Annotated in this window: 13 protein-coding genes and 1 CRISPR repeat array; of the genes, 12 read left to right on the top strand and 1 reads right to left on the bottom strand. The window is 43.2% G+C overall.

The window, feature by feature from the left end; all coding sequences use genetic code 11:
* Positions 1-14 precede the first annotated feature (14 nt).
* The 12 genes from EDC16_RS05635 (at position 15) to cas6f (ending at position 13,898) form a co-directional block, all read left to right on the top strand.
* The gene (locus EDC16_RS05635) at positions 15-680 is read left to right on the top strand and encodes a ubiquinone biosynthesis accessory factor UbiJ (RefSeq protein WP_132966274.1); all 666 of its coding nucleotides are present in this window, start codon (positions 15-17) and stop codon (positions 678-680) included.
* Entirely contained in the window at positions 673-2,313 is a 1,641-nt protein-coding gene (gene ubiB / locus EDC16_RS05630; RefSeq protein ID WP_232517208.1) for a ubiquinone biosynthesis regulatory protein kinase UbiB, read from the top strand. Before EDC16_RS05635 ends, ubiB begins: the two co-directional genes overlap by 8 nt.
* Positions 2,314-2,452: 139 nt before the next feature.
* The gene (gene tatA, locus EDC16_RS05625) at positions 2,453-2,680 is read left to right on the top strand and encodes a twin-arginine translocase TatA/TatE family subunit (protein WP_132966272.1); all 228 of its coding nucleotides are present in this window, start codon (positions 2,453-2,455) and stop codon (positions 2,678-2,680) included.
* 3 nt (positions 2,681-2,683) lie between these two features.
* A complete protein-coding gene (gene tatB, locus EDC16_RS05620) occupies positions 2,684-3,238 on the top strand; it encodes a Sec-independent protein translocase protein TatB (RefSeq protein WP_132966270.1) in 555 nt (184 codons plus the stop codon).
* A gap of 17 nt (positions 3,239-3,255) precedes the next feature.
* Positions 3,256-4,002, top strand: a complete 747-nt coding sequence (tatC, locus tag EDC16_RS05615) for a twin-arginine translocase subunit TatC (RefSeq protein WP_132966267.1) — start codon at positions 3,256-3,258, stop codon at positions 4,000-4,002.
* 84 nt (positions 4,003-4,086) lie between these two features.
* Complete coding sequence (hemB, locus tag EDC16_RS05610) at positions 4,087-5,109, top strand: porphobilinogen synthase (protein ID WP_132966265.1); 1,023 nt, start codon at positions 4,087-4,089, stop codon at positions 5,107-5,109.
* 95 nt (positions 5,110-5,204) lie between these two features.
* A complete protein-coding gene (gene cas1f, locus EDC16_RS05605; protein WP_132966263.1) occupies positions 5,205-6,173 on the top strand; it encodes a type I-F CRISPR-associated endonuclease Cas1f in 969 nt (322 codons plus the stop codon).
* 307 nt (positions 6,174-6,480) lie between these two features.
* Positions 6,481-9,894: a type I-F CRISPR-associated helicase Cas3f gene (gene cas3f / locus EDC16_RS05600; RefSeq protein ID WP_132966261.1), complete on the top strand. Its 3,414-nt coding sequence runs from the start codon at positions 6,481-6,483 to the stop codon at positions 9,892-9,894.
* Between the two features lie 15 nt (positions 9,895-9,909).
* Positions 9,910-11,265 (top strand): type I-F CRISPR-associated protein Csy1, encoded by a 1,356-nt coding sequence (gene csy1 / locus EDC16_RS05595; RefSeq protein WP_132966259.1) that lies wholly within the window; start codon positions 9,910-9,912, stop codon positions 11,263-11,265.
* Positions 11,262-12,251, top strand: coding sequence for a type I-F CRISPR-associated protein Csy2 (gene csy2, locus EDC16_RS05590; protein ID WP_132966257.1), 990 nt, complete (start codon positions 11,262-11,264; stop codon positions 12,249-12,251). Before csy1 ends, csy2 begins: the two co-directional genes overlap by 4 nt.
* Position 12,252: 1 nt before the next feature.
* Positions 12,253-13,245 (top strand): type I-F CRISPR-associated protein Csy3, encoded by a 993-nt coding sequence (gene csy3 / locus EDC16_RS05585; RefSeq protein ID WP_132966255.1) that lies wholly within the window; start codon positions 12,253-12,255, stop codon positions 13,243-13,245.
* A 5-nt stretch (positions 13,246-13,250) separates the two neighbouring features.
* A complete protein-coding gene (gene cas6f / locus EDC16_RS05580; protein WP_132966253.1) occupies positions 13,251-13,898 on the top strand; it encodes a type I-F CRISPR-associated endoribonuclease Cas6/Csy4 in 648 nt (215 codons plus the stop codon).
* A gap of 133 nt (positions 13,899-14,031) precedes the next feature.
* A CRISPR array of direct repeats spans positions 14,032-19,221; the repeat unit is 28 nt; unit sequence GTTGCCTATCACACAGATGGTTTAGAAA.
* A gap of 43 nt (positions 19,222-19,264) precedes the next feature.
* On the opposite strand, the gene EDC16_RS05575 is transcribed toward cas6f, so the two are convergent.
* The gene (locus EDC16_RS05575; protein WP_132966251.1) at positions 19,265-20,506 is read right to left on the bottom strand and encodes an NRAMP family divalent metal transporter; all 1,242 of its coding nucleotides are present in this window, start codon (positions 20,504-20,506) and stop codon (positions 19,265-19,267) included.
* Position 20,507: the final 1 nt, after the last annotated feature.

The following is a 20,507-nucleotide window of genomic DNA, read 5'->3' as shown; positions in this document are numbered from 1 at the left end:
AAGGAAATCGGACGATGTTACCCAATTGGTCGCAGATAAAGACACAATTAATGTTGCCACAGTTTGCCGCAGCCGCGCTGGAAACCGCACTTTCGCATTTATTAAAAAATACTGAAAATTATCAGCCGCTGTTGCGAAAATTGAGTGGCAAGGTGCTGGCATTGCAATTGCAGCAACCTGAGATCAGTTACTATTTTATCTTTTCGGAACAAGCAATCGATGTGTTGCAGCAATATGAAGGCATCGCCGATTGTTCGCTGCAAACCTCAGCGAAAATTTTATTAAAATTGCCAAAAAAATCAGAATTAAGTCAATATATTAATGATAAATCGATTGTGATCCACGGCGATCTGCAAGTGTTGCAAGATTTTCTGGGGTTGATGGCGTTTTTGCAAACAGATCCGGCGGAGTTGCTGGCGCCGTATGTGGGCGATGTGCTGGCCTATAACGGCATTAAGCTATTGCGCCAGGGATGGGGTTTTTTGGCAGGTCAGCGGCAAACTGCTGAGCGGCATTGGAGCGAGCGTTTGGGCGAAGAGTGGCAAATTGTTACGCCTAAATTGGCGTTTGCAGATTTTCAGACGCAAGTGGCACAAGTGCAGCAGCAGTGCGATCAATTGGAGCATCAATTTCAGCAGCTACAAAATCGTGTAGCGGCAAAAGAGGCGAACCGTGATTAAGTCAACCCTGCGTTTTTATCGAATTATCCAAGTAATTTTGCAATACGGTTTGGATCAAGCGCTGCCGAAAACCGGGTTCACCCGTCCGATCCGCTGCGGGCGCAAACTGCTGTTTTGGCTGCGCAACCGTCATCACGACAAGGCGTTCGGCTTGCGTTTGCGCTTGGCGTTGCAGGAACTGGGGCCGGTGTGGATAAAATTGGGGCAAATGTTGTCAACCCGGCGTGATCTGTTTCCCGATGCGATTGCCGATGAATTAGCGTTATTGCAAGATCAGGTTGAACCGTTTTCCGGCAAGTTGGCACGGCAGCAGATCGAAACCGCACTGGGCGGCAAACTGGAAAATTGGTTCAGTGATTTTGATGAAACCGCATTGGCGTCCGCTTCGATCGCACAAGTGCATACCGCCCGTTTTAAGGCCGACAGCGAATTTGCCGGGCGTGAAGTGGTGCTGAAAGTGATTCGGCCGAACATCGAAACAGCGATTGAGGCGGATATTGGCTTGATGTATCGCTTGGCACGTTGGATTCCTCGCTTATCAAGCGAAGGGCGGCGTTTACGCCCGGTGGAAGTGGTGCGCGAATATGAAAAAACCATTTTGGACGAGCTAGATTTGCGGCGCGAAATGGCGAATGCAATCCAATTGCGGCGCAATTTTGAAAACAGTCCAATGCTGTATATACCGGAAATGTACAGCGATTTTTGCTATAAAAATGTGATCGTGATGGAGCGGATCTACGGCATTCAGGTGTCGGATATTGCCGCATTGGAAGCCAACGGCACCAATATGAAATTGTTGGCGGAACGTGGCGTGCAGGTGTTTTTCACCCAAGTGTTCCGTGACAGTTTTTTCCATGCCGATATGCACCCCGGCAATATTTTTGTCAACCCGAACCACCCTGACGATCCGCAATATATCGGTATTGACTGTGGTATTGTCGGTTCGTTGAATCGGGAAGATAAACGCTATTTGGCGGAAAATTTTTTGGCATTTTTCAATCGGGATTACCAACGGGTGGCGCAGTTGCACATTGATTCCGGCTGGGTGCCGGAAGACACCAATGTGCAGGAGTTTGAACAGGCGATCCGCACCGTGTGCGATCCGATCTTCGCTAAGCCGCTGAGCGAGATTTCGTTTGGGCATGTGTTGTTGAATCTGTTTAATACTGCACGTCGCTTCAATATGGAAGTGCAGCCACAATTGGTGTTGTTGCAAAAAACCTTGTTGTATATCGAGGGTCTAGGGCGACAAATTTATCCGCAATTGGATTTATGGCAAACCGCAAAGCCATTTTTGCAAGATTGGTTGAACGATCAAGTCGGGTTGAAATCGGTGTATCGCAGTTTGAAAGAGAAGTTGCCGTATTTCCGTGAACATTTTGCCGAGCTGCCGGAAACCCTGTATCACGCTTTGCAACAACAACAGCAGATCAGCCGACAAATTGGCGAATTAAACCGCACTTTGCTGGGGCAGGAGCGACAGCGGCGACGTTCTTGGTATAGTGGGCTGATCGGCAGTGTGATATTTATCACAACACTCCTGCAATTTGCACATTTGCCGCGATATTTTAGTTCGTGCTTATTGCTAAGTGCGGTTATAATCTGGCTCTACGGCTTGTTGAAAAGTGATTAATGAAAAATTGATCCTAAATACACTTGCAGATTGACTGCAAGCTATCAATGGTTTAAAGTTTTTCGAGTGGCACAACAATTTATTTAACAATCGAAATCTAGTCGTTTTAAGGCTATTTTTCATCTTATGAGGTGGTTTTATGGGTATCAGCGTTTGGCAACTGGCGATTATTGTCTTAATTGTGGTTCTTTTATTCGGAACAAAAAAATTGAAAAGTTTAGGTTCAGATCTGGGTGAGTCGGTTAAAGGCTTTAAAAAAGCGATTAAAGAAGATGATCAAAAAGATGCTGATTTCAAACAATCTTTAGAAAACAGTGCTGATAAATCAGCAATGAAAGAACAAGCTAAAGATAAAGAGCAGGCGTAACCCGTGTTTGATATTGGATTTTCCGAACTGGTTTTAATTTTTGTGGTGGGTCTGGTGGTACTAGGCCCGCAACGTTTGCCGGTGGCGATCAGAACGGTTGTGAGCTGGATTCGAACCATTCGTGGCATTGCCACCAATGTGCAGAACGAATTGAGCCAAGAACTGAAACTGCACGAGTTGCAGGAAAGTATTAAAAAAGCGGAAAAACTGAGTTTGAGTGAGCTGTCGCCGGAGTTGGCGAAAAATATTCAGGATTTGAAAGAATCGGCACAAAAAATGCAACAAAGCGTGCAGCAGCAAGGCGAACAATTACAAAGCGGTATCAAAAATATCGAACAAAATTTGAAAGAGAATGCTTTGAGTGAAGATGATCAAGCGATGTTGGCAGAAGCGGGTGAACCGCAGTTGGTTACAGATGAAAGTGCGGTGGCTGAAGATACCGCTCTTGCCGTGCCTAACGGCGAAGCTGATAAAATAGCTGTCGATACAGTCGTTGTTGATAAAGTCGTTATTGATAAAACCGTTGCCGATAAAACAGCAGACGCTGCTAAAGTTTAACCCGAAAGGAATGTTGTATGTCGTCAGTTGAAGACTCCCAACCGCTGATTAACCATCTGATTGAATTGCGTAACCGCTTGCTGAAAGCGATTTTGTGTATCTTGCTTGTTTTTTGTGCTTTGGTCTTTTTTGCCAATGATATTTACCGCTTGGTTGCGTTGCCACTGATCGAACAGTTGCCACAAGGCTCGACCATGATTTCAACCGGCGTAGCTGCGCCATTCTTTACCCCGTTGAAACTGACCGGTGTGGTGGCGATTTTCTTGTCGGTTCCCTATTTGCTCTATCAAGTGTGGGCATTTGTTGCCCCGGCGCTTTATCAACATGAAAAACGCTTGATTTATCCTCTGTTATTTTCCAGTACTCTGCTGTTTTATGCCGGTGTGGCATTTGCCTATTATGTTGTGTTCCCGCTGGTGTTCGGTTTCTTAACCAAAACTGCGCCGGAAGGGGTGGCCATTGCGACCGATATCAGCAACTACCTGGACTTTGTGCTGACCATTTTCTTGGCATTCGGGATCTGTTTTGAAGTGCCGATTGCGATTATTCTGCTGTGTTGGAGCGGAGTGACTACAGCGGACGATTTGCGCAAAAAACGTCCGTATATTATTGTTGCCGCCTTTGTCATCGGGATGTTTTTGACACCGCCGGATGTGTTTTCGCAAACTTTGTTGGCGATTCCGATGTGGTTGTTGTTTGAAGTGGGCTTGTTAGTGTCACGGTTTTATAAACCGAGAGAGGAACAAGAGCGTTCGCCAAGCTGAGCTGTATGTTTAACTAAGACGCCGTTGTGCGTCTTAGTTGTTTGTAATTGACAGATTTTAAAATAGATTTTGCAAGGATATTTTATGACACAACAAATTTTTGCGCATTTTCCGGCTAGCCGTATGCGCCGCCTGCGTCGCCATGATTTCAGTCGCCGTTTGGTTGCAGAAAATAAATTGACCGCCGATGATTTGATCTATCCGGTGTTTATTATGGAAGGCGAGAATGAGCGTGAGGCTGTTCCCTCAATGCCCGGCGTGGAGCGTTTAACGTTGGATCAATTGTTGATCGAAGCTGGGTTATTGGTGAAATACGGCGTGCCGGTGATTGCGTTGTTTCCGGTGATTGCGCAGGAGAAAAAATCCTTATTGGCAGAAGAGGCCTATCATCCAAACGGCTTGGTGCAACGTGCGGTCAAAGCGCTGAAAGCGGCTTATCCCGAATTGGGCGTACTGACTGATGTGGCGCTGGATCCTTATACCACACACGGACAAGACGGGATAATCGATGCTGAAGGCTATGTCATCAACGACACCACCACCGACATTTTAGTTAAACAAGCCTTATCACATGCCGCTGTCGGTGCCGATATTGTGGCGCCAAGTGACATGATGGACGGACGCATCGGCGCCATCCGCACCGCACTTGAGCAAAACGGCTTTGTAAACACCCAAATAATGGCGTACTCCGCCAAATACGCCTCCAGTTTCTACGGCCCCTTTCGTGATGCGGTCGGTTCGAGCAACAACTTAAAAGGCGGCAATAAGAAAACCTACCAACTGGATCCCGCCAACAGCAACGAAGGATTGCAGGAAGTGGCGTTAGATCTACAAGAAGGCGCAGATATGGTGATGGTGAAACCGGGTATGCCGTATCTGGATTTGGTATATCGGGTGAAACAACACTTTGGCGTCCCAACTTTCGCCTACCAAGTTTCCGGCGAATACGCCATGCTGCAAGCCGCCATTCAAAACGGCTGGCTCGCCGAAAAACCGGCAATCATGGAAGCACTGCTGTGTTTCAAACGCGCCGGCGCCGACGGCATTTTGACCTATTACGCCAAACAAGTGGCGCAATGGTTGTATGAGGAAGGTCACAAAAATTGATATTTATCAATTAAATATAGCATTATTAGCTAGCCAAAAATCCCTTGTTGCGATATGTTACCAACAAGGGATTTTTGTTTTTATTAGGAAATAATATGGCATCTTCTCACCAACATTTAACCTCTTCTGATCTCAAAACGATTCTACATAGCAAACGTGCCAATATTTATTACATCGAACATTGTCGAGTAATGCAAAAAGATGGCCGTATCCTCTATTTAACTGAAGCGGATAAAGAAAATTTGTATTGGAATATTCCGATTGCAAATACAACGTGCATTATTTTGGGTACGGGAACCTCTGTTACTCAAGCGGCAATTCGAATGTTGGCATCTGCAGGAGTGTTGGTGGGGTTTAGCGGTGGTGGGGGAATACCGCTGTTTATGGGTAGCGAAATCGAATGGTTTACACCACAGAGTGAATATCGTCCGACAGAGTATGTGCAAGCTTGGCTAGGATGGTGGTTCGATGATGACAAGCGTTTGTTGGCTGCCAAACAGCTTCAGCTGGCACGGATTCAATTTTTGCAGCAAGTTTGGAGTAAAGATAAAGAACTAAGAATAGAGGGGTTTGATGCAAGTGAACCGCACTTGCAAGCGTTATTGATGCAGCATCAGCTGGATATTCCGAAACAAAGCGAGGTTAGCTATCTATTACAGCAGGAGGCACGCTTTACCAAGCAATTGTATAAATTCGCCGCACAGAATACACAGTTAGGAGAATTTACCCGTGATCGTGATGCAGGCGATCGAGCGAATATTTTTCTCAATCACGGCAATTATTTAGCCTATGGTTTGGCAGCTACAACCACTTGGGTGTTAGGTATTCCGCATGGTTTTGCGGTAATGCACGGTAAAACTCGCCGAGGTGCATTGGTTTTTGATGTGGCGGATTTAATTAAAGATGCGATTGTTTTACCTCTGGCGTTTATTTGTGCCCGTGAAAAAGCGAGTGAACAGGAGTTTCGGCAAGAATGCCTAAGGGCTTTTACCCAGCATAAGGTGCTGGATTTTATGTTTGAAGTGGTAAAAAATTTGGCGCTAATGCATAGCGCCAATAAATAAACCACCTGTGTGGTGGGTAAAATCAATATCAAACAAGTATATATATTTCTAAGCCTACAGTTAAGTAGTTTTATTATTATACCTATATGCAGAGAAAAACAAATGGATATAAAAATAAGTATATATAGGTCTTGAATGATGTTTGTTCTTGATGTATTATGATGTTCAACGCTGATATAAAACTATTCTTTGTATGAATAGTCACTCTTGAAGGGGGCGTCAGTGATCATTTGGTATGTGATGCTGATGTGTCAGGGGATATCTTGCGGTATCCCCACTTCCAATTAGGTTTAAGGAACTAGCTCTAATGATGGTCTTGTTTGTTTCGCAGTGTGAAAAAAAATCGCTATCACGCACCCGTAAAGTGTTGGATGCTTTTGCTAATCGCATTGGCGATAATACCTGGCAAACAGTGATCACAGAAGATGGCTTGCAGATGCTCAGGCGGTTGCTACGGCAAACAGCAACCCGTAATACGGCGGTGAGCTGTCATTGGATTCGAACTCGCGCCAGATCCGATTTATTATGGATTGTAGGCAACCGAAAACGTTTTAATCAACAAGGTATTGTGCCGGTAAACCGCACTCGTCGAAATTTGTTGCATAGTGAATGGGAAAACCACTGGCAACATATTACAAGCATTCAAATTATCGCAACGCTAGCTGCACTTTTTCACGATTTAGGCAAATCAACAATCGGATTTCAGCGAAAATTAAGAGAGTCAGGCATCAAAGGCGATCCTTATCGGCATGAATGGATTTCGTTAAAAATAGTTGAATGGTTGTTGCTAGGTTGCGATAGCGATCACGCATGGTTAATGCGTTTAACCGATCTTGGTACTTATTTGCACAATCCCGTCATTTCACTTGAGCAATTTTTGCAACAAAACCGAGAAAGTAGCAAAATTGCCGATTTTCCTCCCTTAGCGCAATGGATTGGCTGGCTAATCGTCACTCATCATCGTACTGCTCCTTTTGATAAAGTACGCTATGTTTCTTCGACTGCGGAAAATTTAAAAAGTGGGAAGTATTTTAAACAACCATTATCGATATTTTACAAGCAGTTGAAAGCGGTTGACTGCTGGGTAAAAAATACGCTGCTACTTGATAGTCTATCGTCTTCAAAACAAGCAGATTATTGGCGCTTTGACAGTTTGGTTTTAAAAAGTGCGGTCTGGCAAAAAGCAGTAAAACGCTGGGCAAATAAAGCCCTACAGCATCCGCTATTGATGCAATTGAGTGAACAGGCAGTTAGTCAGCAAAAGGGCAGTATTGATGACAGCCTGTTGCTACAATTTTCACGATTATGCTTAATGATGGCGGATTATCACTATTCTAGTCTTGATAGTGAGGACAAACGCCGCGTATTTGGGGATAAAGCATTTATTGAATTGGCGGCAAATACTGATCGAGAAACAAAAGCGGTTAAACAGAGTTTAGACGAACACTTGTTGGGTGTGGCAAACGCTGCTGCGCAATTTGCCCGAATTTTGCCGGTGGTGGCAACTGAATTACCGACATTAAAACAGCAAGATAGCCTGATTCAAAACAGTTCGATTACACGATTTAGTTGGCAGAACAAAGCATTTCAGCTGGCAAAATCCGTGCAGCAACAGTCAGAAGAACAAGGTTTTTTTGGTGTAAATATGGCTTCCACCGGATGTGGAAAAACCATTGGTAATGCTCGAATTATGTATGCACTGGCAGATAAAGAAAAAGGGGCGCGTTTCACTGTTGCTTTGGGATTGCGGGTTTTAACCCTGCAAACGGGGCAAAGTTACCGTGACAATTTGGGCTTGAATGCGGAGCAGTTGGCTATTTTGGTTGGTGGCAACGCACAGCGTCAATTGTATGAAGTGTTAAATAAAAATTCAGACCAGCAAGGGGCTATCAATGAATTGCCGGAAAATAATGTTTTAAGTACGGTTTGGGGGAGTGAATCTGCAGCAGAGATACTCAATGAAGTGGTTGATTCGGAGATTGATTACAGTCAATACGATAATCTAAATTTAGAAAGGTTGCTGGATAGCCAGAAAGCCAACTCTTTATTGTTTTCCCCCATTGCGGTTTGCACGGTTGATCACTTAATTCAGGCAACGGAATGTAAGCGTGGCGGACAATATATGCTGCCGGTTTTACGATTATTGAGCAGTGATTTAGTGTTAGATGAACCGGATGACTTTGATCAGGCAGATTTGCCGGCATTGAGTCGATTGGTACACTTGAGCGGTTTGTTGGGTGGACGCGTATTGCTTTCTTCCGCAACGCTGCCTCCTGATTTGATTCAAGGATTATTCAATGCTTATCTTGCCGGTAGAGTGCTTTATCACCGTCATCAGAATAAAGCAGCACCGCAAGTGGTTTGTGCTTGGATTGACGAACAGCAGAAAGCAATGAAAACGGCGTTGTGCAAAGACAGCGGACAGTTTTGTGACGAACATTTAGCTTTTATTCGAAAGCGGCTCGATTTTTTACATCAACAACCGATTCGGCGATTCGCGGCTATTTTGCCTTTCAACACAGGTTATTCTCAGGGAAAAATACAGGAATTTTTCGATGAGTTGGCACAGACTCTCGCCAATGCTGCAATTTCATTACATCAACAATATCATGTAGAGCATCCTGTGACTAATCAAGGTGTTAGTGTCGGATTGATCCGAATTGCCAATACCAAAAATATTATCGAGATTGCAAAAGCCTTTATGCGAGGTATATCAATTGCCCCCGATATTCATCTTCACCTCTGTTGTTATCATGCCAAACAATTGTTGCTGCTGCGTAATATTTTAGAAAGCCGTTTGGATCGAATTTTGAAACGTGACATGGACTGTCCGGAGCGTCTTTTTCAGCAATCCGATATTGTCGAAGCAATGCAGCAATATCCTGAAAAACAGCATATTTTTATTGTGCTGGCAACACCGATAGCAGAGGTTGGCCGTGATCATGACTACGATTGGGCGATTGCTGAACCCTCGTCAATGCGTTCGCTTATCCAATTAGCAGGGCGTATTTGGCGACATCGGCCGAATAAAATAGCAACAACGCCGAATTTATTGATTTTACAGAAAAATATCCGTGCATTAGAACATCCGGGTGAAGTGGCTTTCACTAGACCCGGGTTTGAAAGTAACCAATTTAAATTGGAAACACACGATATGCAACGGTTGATGCCATTAGAACAGCTACAGCGTGTAGATGCCAGTGTACGGATTAATAAGGCTGAGATTTTGCAGGCGAATAGTATTTTGACGGATCTGGAGCATCGGGTTATTCAGGACTTGATGAACAATAATGAGTTGAATCTGGTGAACGCCTATTGGCGTGACGAGTCAACATCCAATCGTGTTTGTAGCCATTTGCAAATTCTCAGCCCGTTTCGTGCTGGGCAAACAGAGGAAGAATGGCTGTTGATCCCAAATGGCGATAATTTTGATGTGTATTCAGTGGAACAAGTCAGAATGTGCCAATTAGCGCATTCAGCAACCCATAATGCGTATATTCAGTATCAGAAGATTGAACTAGAACACTCGCAAGTCAGTGCTTGGCTGAATATCAATTTAGCGCAAGGGCTGAAATGGTTTGCCGATTATCAGGCAAAAATCGGGCTAAAAAATGAGGGAAGTAAAATCGGATTGGCACTGAAATATTCCAGTGTCGCATTAGCAGATAATACCCACGGTTGGATTTTTAATGAATGGTTGGGATTTTGGCGAAATAAATAGCAAGAAGGAGCGAAAATGAGTGAAATAACATCGGCTCAGGTAAAAAGTGCGGTTTTGGCGTTTTTAACCGCTCAATATGAGAAAAAAACCGAATCGGAGCGCAAGCAATTGGATAAGGCACAGCAAGCCGACGATCTGACTAAAGTTAATCAGCTTGAAGCTACGTTGGCGACGATGAGGCAAAAATACAGTTTTGTTGATTGGTTGGAGGATGCGGCGGAACGCATGGCGAAACAATTAAAATTCGGTTCACATATTTCAAAAGGTGTTCACCCTGATGCAAAAGGCGATAATATCAATTTTCAAACTAACCGCGCTTTACCGCCGGGCTTCTTGGGTTCACAACATTTAAACAGCCCTTATTTAGATGCGAATGGTAACGCAGCTGCTCTACCTTTAGCTGCTTTTTTGGATACCGAAATTGCCGAAACCGGCATCAAATTACGCACCTTGATTATGCAAGATCACTCAGCTTTGGACGGTGTTTTTGCCGATGACAAAGTGCGGTCTGCACGATATCAAACATTGTTTAAAAGCGCACTGGTTAACGAATTGAGTGAGCAGGTGACACACGAGCGGAATAAGCAGCTATTATTTCCACTCAATCACCATGATTATCGTTGTCTTGTGCCACTTTATCCGTCTGTATTAACTCATGAGTTGTATCAAAAAATGATCGCTTTGCGTTTTTCAACAGAGAATAAAACGGCGCGTGAAAATCGCTTTAAAAAAACGGTGGAACAGCAACCTTATGTGAGTGTTCTCAATATTGCAGTGACAATTTTGGGCGGTACAAAACCGCAAAATGTCAGTCAACTCATGAGTAAACAAGGAGGGCGGAACTATTTGCTGCCTTCGTTACCACCGCACTTTAAACAATCCTATTCTTTGTCGATTGGCGATGACAGTGAGAGTCTTTTTGCAAAAAGTTTGGCTTATCTTTGCCGTAAGCCACTAAAGTCACTGTTCAAAATAGGAAGAACCAATTATAACAATGTGGCCATTCGTGATGCTCGAAAAGCCTGTTTAGATGATATTTTATTTCGGTTGATCGGAGCCGTTAGTGAAATCCAGCAGCAAAAAGAAGCCGGGTGGACGCGTGAGATTAAACTTAATTACCATGAAAAATTATGGCTTGATCCTAAACGGATCGAGTTGGATGGTGAAGCAGTGTTCAAGCAAGATCGGGCAACGGGGGATTGGCGCGATAAAGTAGCAGAGCGTTTTGCAAATTGGTTAAACAGTATGTTAAAGGCTGAATTTAAGGAGATAAGTAAACACTTTTCTGATGCCGAACATCAAGAATGGCGTAAGGAAATGAATGAAATGATTCAGGAGAGTTTGCAATATGGACAGGAGGTATTTCAATGACCGAACAACAGCAAGAACGGGTAGGCTATCTGATTTTTAAGCGTGTCAAGATTCAAGATGCAAACAGCATTTCCAGTCCGATCACTTATGGTTTTCCGGCAGTTAGCGGTTTTTTGGGGGCATTTCATGCAATGTCACGCCGCCTGCAACAGCATCAATTGCCAGAGGAGTTGAACGAGGTCGGTTTATCATTGAAAGGCGTTTTAATTGCGTGCCATGATTGTCAAGTTAAAGCCTATCGCCAAAGTGATTATAGTGATTATACTTTTAATCAAACCCGAAACCCGATTAAAAAAGACGGTTCAGTAGCCTCAATTATCGAGGAGGGAAAATGTAATTTGCTGGTGACGCTGGTAGTGGAAGTCTTTGCGGAAAATATTTGGCCGCTTGAAGATGAGCAGTGTCAAACACAATTAGTCAATTTAAGCCGGCAGTGGATCCAACAACAGCGGTTAGCCGGTGGAAGTGTACTGGGATTAAAATCCGTTGAATATATTCAGGCGGAAGCAATCGGTGAGATTTCTCGACACCTATTACCCGCTTTTGTGCTAATGAACGCACAACAGGATTTGATTGAGCTTACCCAAATTCAGCAACATAAAAATCCGACTGCCACCGCACTCGATGCCTTGATTGATGTTGTGACACTACAGCATATTCCGATAGAGCAACAAGAGAAAGGTAAGACCGTCTGGCAAACCGTTTCTCCAAAGAGCGGTCGAGGTTGGCTGGTGTCAATGGCGATTGGGTTTCAAGGAATTGCTGACAGTGTTGAAGCCGGAAAAATGCAGAATAGCCGTAATGCTGAATATTCCAGTCAATATGTCGAAGCAGTTTACAGTTTGGGCAAATGGGTGTTCCCACATCGAATTAATGATCTCAACAAAGCATTTTGGCACTACCACCACATTGCAGAACAGGATTTATATTTAACCATTCAAAACACGCAGTTTGATTATATTAATACTTTTTTAAAGGAGCAATAAAATGAGTAAATTAACCGTCGCCACTGTCTTGGCTTTTGAACGTAATTTGGATATTTCTGATGCTGTTTTTTGGCAAATTGATAGTAATAATCCGAATTCAAAGCAAACCGATGTTAAAGTAAAAGAAAAATCGGTACGCGGTACAATCAGTAACCGTCTAAAAAATGCTCTAGTTAATGACCCAGAGAAACTGGATGCGGAAGTTGAAAAAGCCAATTTGCAGAAAGTTGATTCTGCCGCATTAGATCCTGAAAATGATACTTTAATTGTGAAATGGACGTGTAAAGTGCTTCCTTTTAACGGCAGACCAAGTGTGTGTAACGACCAAGATTACCAAAAGGCTTTGGTTGATACTGTTGAAAGTTATATTGCAGAGCAAGGGTTTGCAGTGCTAGCACAGCGCTATGCGAATAATATTTTGAATGGACGTTGGCTATGGCGCAACCGCGTAGGTGCAGAAAAGATTGAGTTAACCATAAAGTGCGGTGAGCAGTCGGTAAGTATAGATAATGCTTTAGCGTATAAACTGGACACTTTTGAGAACGATCAACCAATTCAAACAGTTGCAAAATGGATAGAACAAGGTTTATCCGGTGCAGCGTTTATTTTATTGAAAATCGAAGCAAAAGTCAGCGTTGGCTACGGACAGGAGGTTTATCCTTCACAAGAGTTGGTACTGGATACCGGAAATAAGAAAAGCAAAGTGCTTTATCAGATCAGTGATAAAGCAGGAATGCACTCACAAAAAATCAGTAATGCTATTCGTACAATTGATAACTGGTATCTAGATGCCAAATTTCCGATTGCAATTGAACCTTATGGCGCGGTGACCTCAATGGGTAAAGCTTTTCGCCAGCCAAAACAGAAACAAGATTTTTATACCTTGTTTGATAATTGGGTATTAAAAGGGAAAAAACCGATGCTCGAACAACAGCATTATGTCATCGGAGTGCTTATCCGTGGCGGTGTGTTTGGTGCAAGCGGCAAGGAGTAAACGATATGCAGTACTACCAAGATCTAACTATTATCAAAAGCCCCGATATTTCACCTTATTTTATCTGGAGCAAGCTATATACTCAGCTGCATTTGGCATTAGTGGAGCTGCAACACCCAAATTCGGTCAGTGAGATTGGCGTCAGTTTTCCTGAATATCAATATATTAAGGAAAATAACAAGACAATCATGACATTAGGTTGCAAATTGCGTATTTTTTCCCACAAAAAAGAAATGCTAGAGCAGCTGAATATTTCTCATTGGTTGGAAAGACTGAAGGATTACGTTCATATACTAAGTATTCAGAATGTACCATCAAATGTTACTGAACACCTTGTGGTCAAACGCTTACGCCAGCGTACGAATAATGACAAATATACCCGGGATTATGCGAAAAAGCATAATCTCAGCTTTGAAGAAGCGAAAGAGGCAAGAGTGCAGCGTTTTATGGAAGTTCATAATGTCACACTCCAAGAATCTCTTGAGCATTACGAAAATCCAGTGTTAAAACGCCGCCCTTTTATTATTATGCAAAGTTTGCGGACAAAGCAGCAATATTCTTTAGAGATCGAACAGTTACGAGTGAATGGACCAGTAGCGGGTGCTTTTAGCAGTTATGGATTAAGCAGCACAACAACAGTTCCGGCTTGGTAAAATACCTTCATAAAACCGCTCTTTAAAAATTTGTTATTTATCAAATTGTTACAAGATTACTTAAAATAATGGTCAAGCGCAAGGTTTTAATGTCATCCCTTGCCTTGACTATTATTTTAGGTGTAATCTTCTAGTTGCCTATCACACAGATGGTTTAGAAATTGCAGTATAACGCCGCAGTTAAGCAGTTAAAGTTGCCTATCACACAGATGGTTTAGAAATATGCGCGCGTATGAAAACATGTTTTTTCACGGTTGCCTATCACACAGATGGTTTAGAAATTGCGGTATTGTATTCCTCGCACTGTCGATCAGTTGCCTATCACACAGATGGTTTAGAAATCGGCACAACAGCGCACGCTCTCGCCGAATTCGTTGCCTATCACACAGATGGTTTAGAAAAATAAAGGCGAAAAACCCGAACGGCTTACGCCGTTGCCTATCACACAGATGGTTTAGAAATTAAATTCTAAATTGGAGCAACAGGGCGTAGTGTTGCCTATCACACAGATGGTTTAGAAACAAGGCTTTGAACTTACACGCTTATAAATCCAGTTGCCTATCACACAGATGGTTTAGAAATCAATGCCTGAACAGACTGAGCCGTAAGTGAAGTTGCCTATCACACAGATGGTTTAGAAAACCACTAAAAATGGCGTCTTCTAAGGCTTCAAGTTGCCTATCACACAGATGGTTTAGAAATCTACGACACAGCTCAACAAGTTTATCACTATGTTGCCTATCACACAGATGGTTTAGAAAGATTTGCCGACTTTTCAGTAGATTACGTACATGTTGCCTATCACACAGATGGTTTAGAAAGCTTTCGGGCGGGGCTGAAAGGAGAAACTATGGTTGCCTATCACACAGATGGTTTAGAAATTGAAAAAAGGTGATGCATTATATTTTCCCATGTTGCCTATCACACAGATGGTTTAGAAACATACGCCGTAACCGAATGCCGCCGTCAGCACGTTGCCTATCACACAGATGGTTTAGAAATTTGGGGGTGTGCAGCAGGCTATGCAAGTTAAGTTGCCTATCACACAGATGGTTTAGAAATGCTGAGAAGTTGCCTATGGCAGTGGCGTATTGTTGCCTATCACACAGATGGTTTAGAAAATTATATCGCGCAAATAATTTTCGTCCTTTTCGTTGCCTATCACACAGATGGTTTAGAAAGAAAGAGGACAAGGATAAGGCATGAGGCTGATGTTGCCTATCACACAGATGGTTTAGAAATTTTTAAAGTAAGATTCACCACTCCGTTTACTGTTGCCTATCACACAGATGGTTTAGAAAGCAAAGCGGCTATGACTTTGCTAAAGCTGTACGTTGCCTATCACACAGATGGTTTAGAAAGTTTATTTTATTTTCATCAACAAAAAGTGAGAGTTGCCTATCACACAGATGGTTTAGAAAATGCCGAAAAGCACACTGCAACAGCGCATTGTGTTGCCTATCACACAGATGGTTTAGAAATGACCCGCCAGCTGATCATCAACGATGATATGGTTGCCTATCACACAGATGGTTTAGAAAATGTTCAACGAGAGCATACCGACTAAGCGGGAGTTGCCTATCACACAGATGGTTTAGAAAACCGGACAGACTAATGTCGTCATACTGCGTTCGTTGCCTATCACACAGATGGTTTAGAAATGCAGGAACTCTGTCATCGTCGTTCGCCCAAAGTTGCCTATCACACAGATGGTTTAGAAAAAGACCGCATTAAGCGGGTGATTATTCAGCTTGTTGCCTATCACACAGATGGTTTAGAAAACCATTTCCAACACCACTGGCGGTAAGCAGTCGTTGCCTATCACACAGATGGTTTAGAAAATTCGCCGATTTCATCGGCTTGTGTTTGGCTTGTTGCCTATCACACAGATGGTTTAGAAAAATTTACTTTTGAGGAACAAGCAAGGTATTTTGTTGCCTATCACACAGATGGTTTAGAAACCGTTGACGGTGGTCAATCATCAAGTGCAAATGTTGCCTATCACACAGATGGTTTAGAAATAACAGATCAAATATGAACAATAAAGCACTGTGTTGCCTATCACACAGATGGTTTAGAAACTAAGCGAGGATCTTTTTTCCACGATTCAATGGTTGCCTATCACACAGATGGTTTAGAAAATTGACAATCGCCCACCACTGGCGGTAAAACCGTTGCCTATCACACAGATGGTTTAGAAAGTTACGCCGAACGAAAGAAAGGCTAATCGAGCGTTGCCTATCACACAGATGGTTTAGAAATGCATATCTGGATTATCAGCGCACATTGCTAAGTTGCCTATCACACAGATGGTTTAGAAACACTTGCCGCAGGGTTTCCGTGCTGTCTGTACGTTGCCTATCACACAGATGGTTTAGAAAAGGCTGATTTAGCTGATAAATGTGGCGTTGCTGTTGCCTATCACACAGATGGTTTAGAAATGCATATCTGGATTATCAGCGCACATTGCTAAGTTGCCTATCACACAGATGGTTTAGAAACACTTGCCGCAGGGTTTCCGTGCTGTCTGTACGTTGCCTATCACACAGATGGTTTAGAAAAGGCTGATTTAGCTGATAAATGTGGCGTTGCTGTTGCCTATCACACAGATGGTTTAGAAACGACGTGCAACACTGGAGCAGACCGCACTTGAGTTGCCTATCACACAGATGGTTTAGAAAAACAGCAATTAATGGGATTCAAAGTGCGGTCAGTTGCCTATCACACAGATGGTTTAGAAAAGATTGGACTTACGATTGCGGCAATTACCGGGGTTGCCTATCACACAGATGGTTTAGAAAGATCGTATTGAGCAACGGCGCTGAATTGCATTGTTGCCTATCACACAGATGGTTTAGAAACCGAATATGCCGCTCACTATAGCGGAAATACTGTTGCCTATCACACAGATGGTTTAGAAAACGATTTTGAAGACGGCGACATCATCGTGCAAGTTGCCTATCACACAGATGGTTTAGAAATAGCTGCTGCACTTGCTGCATTAGCTGCATTAGTTGCCTATCACACAGATGGTTTAGAAATATATCTCGCTGATTAATCACATCAACAGCCTGTTGCCTATCACACAGATGGTTTAGAAAAAAGCTGGACAGGTGATTGGTAACTTTAATAAGTTGCCTATCACACAGATGGTTTAGAAAAAAATCAGAAAAGGGGCTTACCACCCTCCTGAGTTGCCTATCACACAGATGGTTTAGAAAACTGAACATAAGTAAAATCACCGCTATCACACGTTGCCTATCACACAGATGGTTTAGAAAACTCAAAGTCCAAATACAGGATTCTGGGTAACTGTTGCCTATCACACAGATGGTTTAGAAAAAAATGAATGACTGTGAAGGTGCCGGCAGTGAGTTGCCTATCACACAGATGGTTTAGAAACACCGGAACCACTATATTGTGATAGTATGGTTTGTTGCCTATCACACAGATGGTTTAGAAATTGAACAAGACCTTTTTTATCAAGTTGGCGGAGTTGCCTATCACACAGATGGTTTAGAAACGGAGCCGCCAAACGCATCAACAACCGTCCAGCGTTGCCTATCACACAGATGGTTTAGAAAGCCAAGCGCAGTTAAGGTTTGCAAGCTACTCAGTTGCCTATCACACAGATGGTTTAGAAACCTGCGCCGGAACGGGCGCGAATGCCCCATAAGTTGCCTATCACACAGATGGTTTAGAAAAAGTGCGGTATTGGCGCACCATTTCCCAGATGGTTGCCTATCACACAGATGGTTTAGAAATTTGGCAAACGTGCCGTCGGCGATGGTGATCGGTTGCCTATCACACAGATGGTTTAGAAAATCAGATATGCGCCCCGACAGTGGTCTTTTTGGTTGCCTATCACACAGATGGTTTAGAAAGGCAGTTGCCGCAGGAGTATCAAAACGGAGGTGTTGCCTATCACACAGATGGTTTAGAAAAGAATGCGCAACACAGCGGTATTTTACACAGCGTTGCCTATCACACAGATGGTTTAGAAACATATCAAAATAAAAAGAAAAGAGAGGTTTTCGTTGCCTATCACACAGATGGTTTAGAAAAACTAGAAGCGGTAAAGGGGTTGGTATTGTTAGTTGCCTATCACACAGATGGTTTAGAAAGCACTAGGCGTTTCAGAAAGCGAATTAACATTGTTGCCTATCACACAGATGGTTTAGAAAAGACTGCGATTGTCACATCTGGGATAGTAAAAGTTGCCTATCACACAGATGGTTTAGAAAACGACCAAGTTTGTGAAAATGCTGATTGCGCAGTTGCCTATCACACAGATGGTTTAGAAAAGTCAAGATTAGACTGAATCTGCATTTGTCGAGTTGCCTATCACACAGATGGTTTAGAAATCATCAAACACTTGTGACGAACCGCCTTTACTGTTGCCTATCACACAGATGGTTTAGAAATAACAATATCGCTGAAATGGTTATCCGCCGCCGTTGCCTATCACACAGATGGTTTAGAAATTTAAAGTTACCGATAAAAAAAGAGTTGTTGAGTTGCCTATCACACAGATGGTTTAGAAAATATCAATAAATAACTTTTGATATCGCACTTTGTTGCCTATCACACAGATGGTTTAGAAAGCACTTTTAAAGAATTCGCCGAAAAAGGGTTAGTTGCCTATCACACAGATGGTTTAGAAATCTAAGCCGTCCATACCGCTCAACCCCGCCGAGTTGCCTATCACACAGATGGTTTAGAAAGCGCTATATCAGTTATATCAAATCGGATTAATGTTGCCTATCACACAGATGGTTTAGAAAGACTTAAGGTGCTTTAAAAAATTGCGCTTTTGGTTGCCTATCACACAGATGGTTTAGAAATTGCAAATTTATTCGATTAAACAGACCGTCGGGTTGCCTATCACACAGATGGTTTAGAAAATTGCAACAAATGCCATTGCCGCAAGGAAAACGTTGCCTATCACACAGATGGTTTAGAAATTTCTATTTTCTAACAAATCACTCCATACCTTGTTGCCTATCACACAGATGGTTTAGAAATACCTCATTGCCATTTTCATCGATTTCCAAGTGTTGCCTATCACACAGATGGTTTAGAAAAGATTGATGCACGATATTGAGAGGGAATAGAAGTTGCCTATCACACAGATGGTTTAGAAATTTTTTAACATTATCTTGTTTTCATCACTGGCTGTTGCCTATCACACAGATGGTTTAGAAATGCCGAGTGGCTAAATCGGCTTTCTTTTCGTTGTTGCCTATCACACAGATAGTTTAAAGCGCAGAATGTAAATCTCCGAATTTTCCTAGTGTTATCTATCACATAGATGGTTTAAATATTAATCAATATCTACTTTTTGCAACATACTAGGTTGTCTATCATTACTTATAAACAAAATAAACCCCAACCATCGCTACTAAATAAACTATTCCGGTCCAAGCCAGATAAGTCAGCCAGTCTTTTTGCTGTTTATCTTGGCGTGCGAGGCTGAAGTTGAGCCAGGCAAACACCGGGGCGGAGACGAAGGAGGCGGTCATGGCGAAGGGGATCATTTTGCCGATGGCGCTGCTGAAGAACTGGATCACGATAAAGGCGGATAAGGTGGTGAAAAACATCGAGTAACGCAAGGTTTTGTCGTGGTAAGTCGGGTTAAAAGTGCGGTTTTCCTTTGCGGATTTTATCGATTGTCGGAGTAAAATAACAGTTTGTTGGTTGCAGCGGGAATAGCCGTCGACGGCGACGATGGTGGTGCCGTAGATGCAGATAAATGCCACCAGTGCCATAAACCAGCGGGTCCATTCACCGATGCTGAGGGCGTACATCTCTACGAATTGTCGGATAAATTGTCCGCCGGCGAGGGTGGGAATCGGCTTGCCGTATTGCACCAAGGCGCCGAGCGTCATGAACATCAAAGCTAATATCATCGTGACGAGGTAGCCACTGTTGAAATCTAGCAGGCGTTTTTGGCGATAGTTTGGGTCAAGACGGTTTTTTTCCACCACCCAGAGCGAACCGGCGACACTGAGTTCCATCGGGGCGGGCATCCAGCCCATGAGGGCGATTAAAAACGGAATCGCACTCAGTTGCCAAGCAGAAGGTGCGATGAAATCAGCGGGGATGCTGTTGCCACTGCTGCGAGTGAAAGCGATCAATAGCGCAATCAAGGTGATCAGCGACAGCAGAAACATGATGCTTTTCGATACACTGTCTAAGCGCGGATATTGGCGTGAAAACAAAATAGCGAGAAAGCTGAATAGCACAATAATATTCAACCAATTAAGTGAAATTTCAATCGGAATCAACATATTCAGCAACACGGCTGACAACAATGTGCCGCCCGCCACATTGACCATAGTGGCGAACAGGTTGAACAACAGGAAAAGCCAGAGATAGCCGTTGCCTTTGTCGGCGTAACCCTGCAATACGCTTTTATTGTTCAGCGCACTGTAATCAAATGCAAAACGGAAAAAAGGGTATTTCAGCAGATTGACGGCGACGATCAACAGTGCCAATTGATAGCCGTAATAAGCGCCTGCCTGCGTTGAGGCGATGATGTGCGAGCCGCCGACGCAGGACGAGGCCATAATAATCCCTGGTCCGAATTGTTTGCTGAATGATGCCATG

This window comes from Testudinibacter aquarius (assembly GCF_004342725.1).
GTDB classification, from domain to species: Bacteria; Pseudomonadota; Gammaproteobacteria; order Enterobacterales; family Pasteurellaceae; genus Chelonobacter; species Chelonobacter aquarius.
Note: the sequence above shows the minus strand (reverse complement) of the source record. Positions and strands in the feature narration are given on the sequence as shown.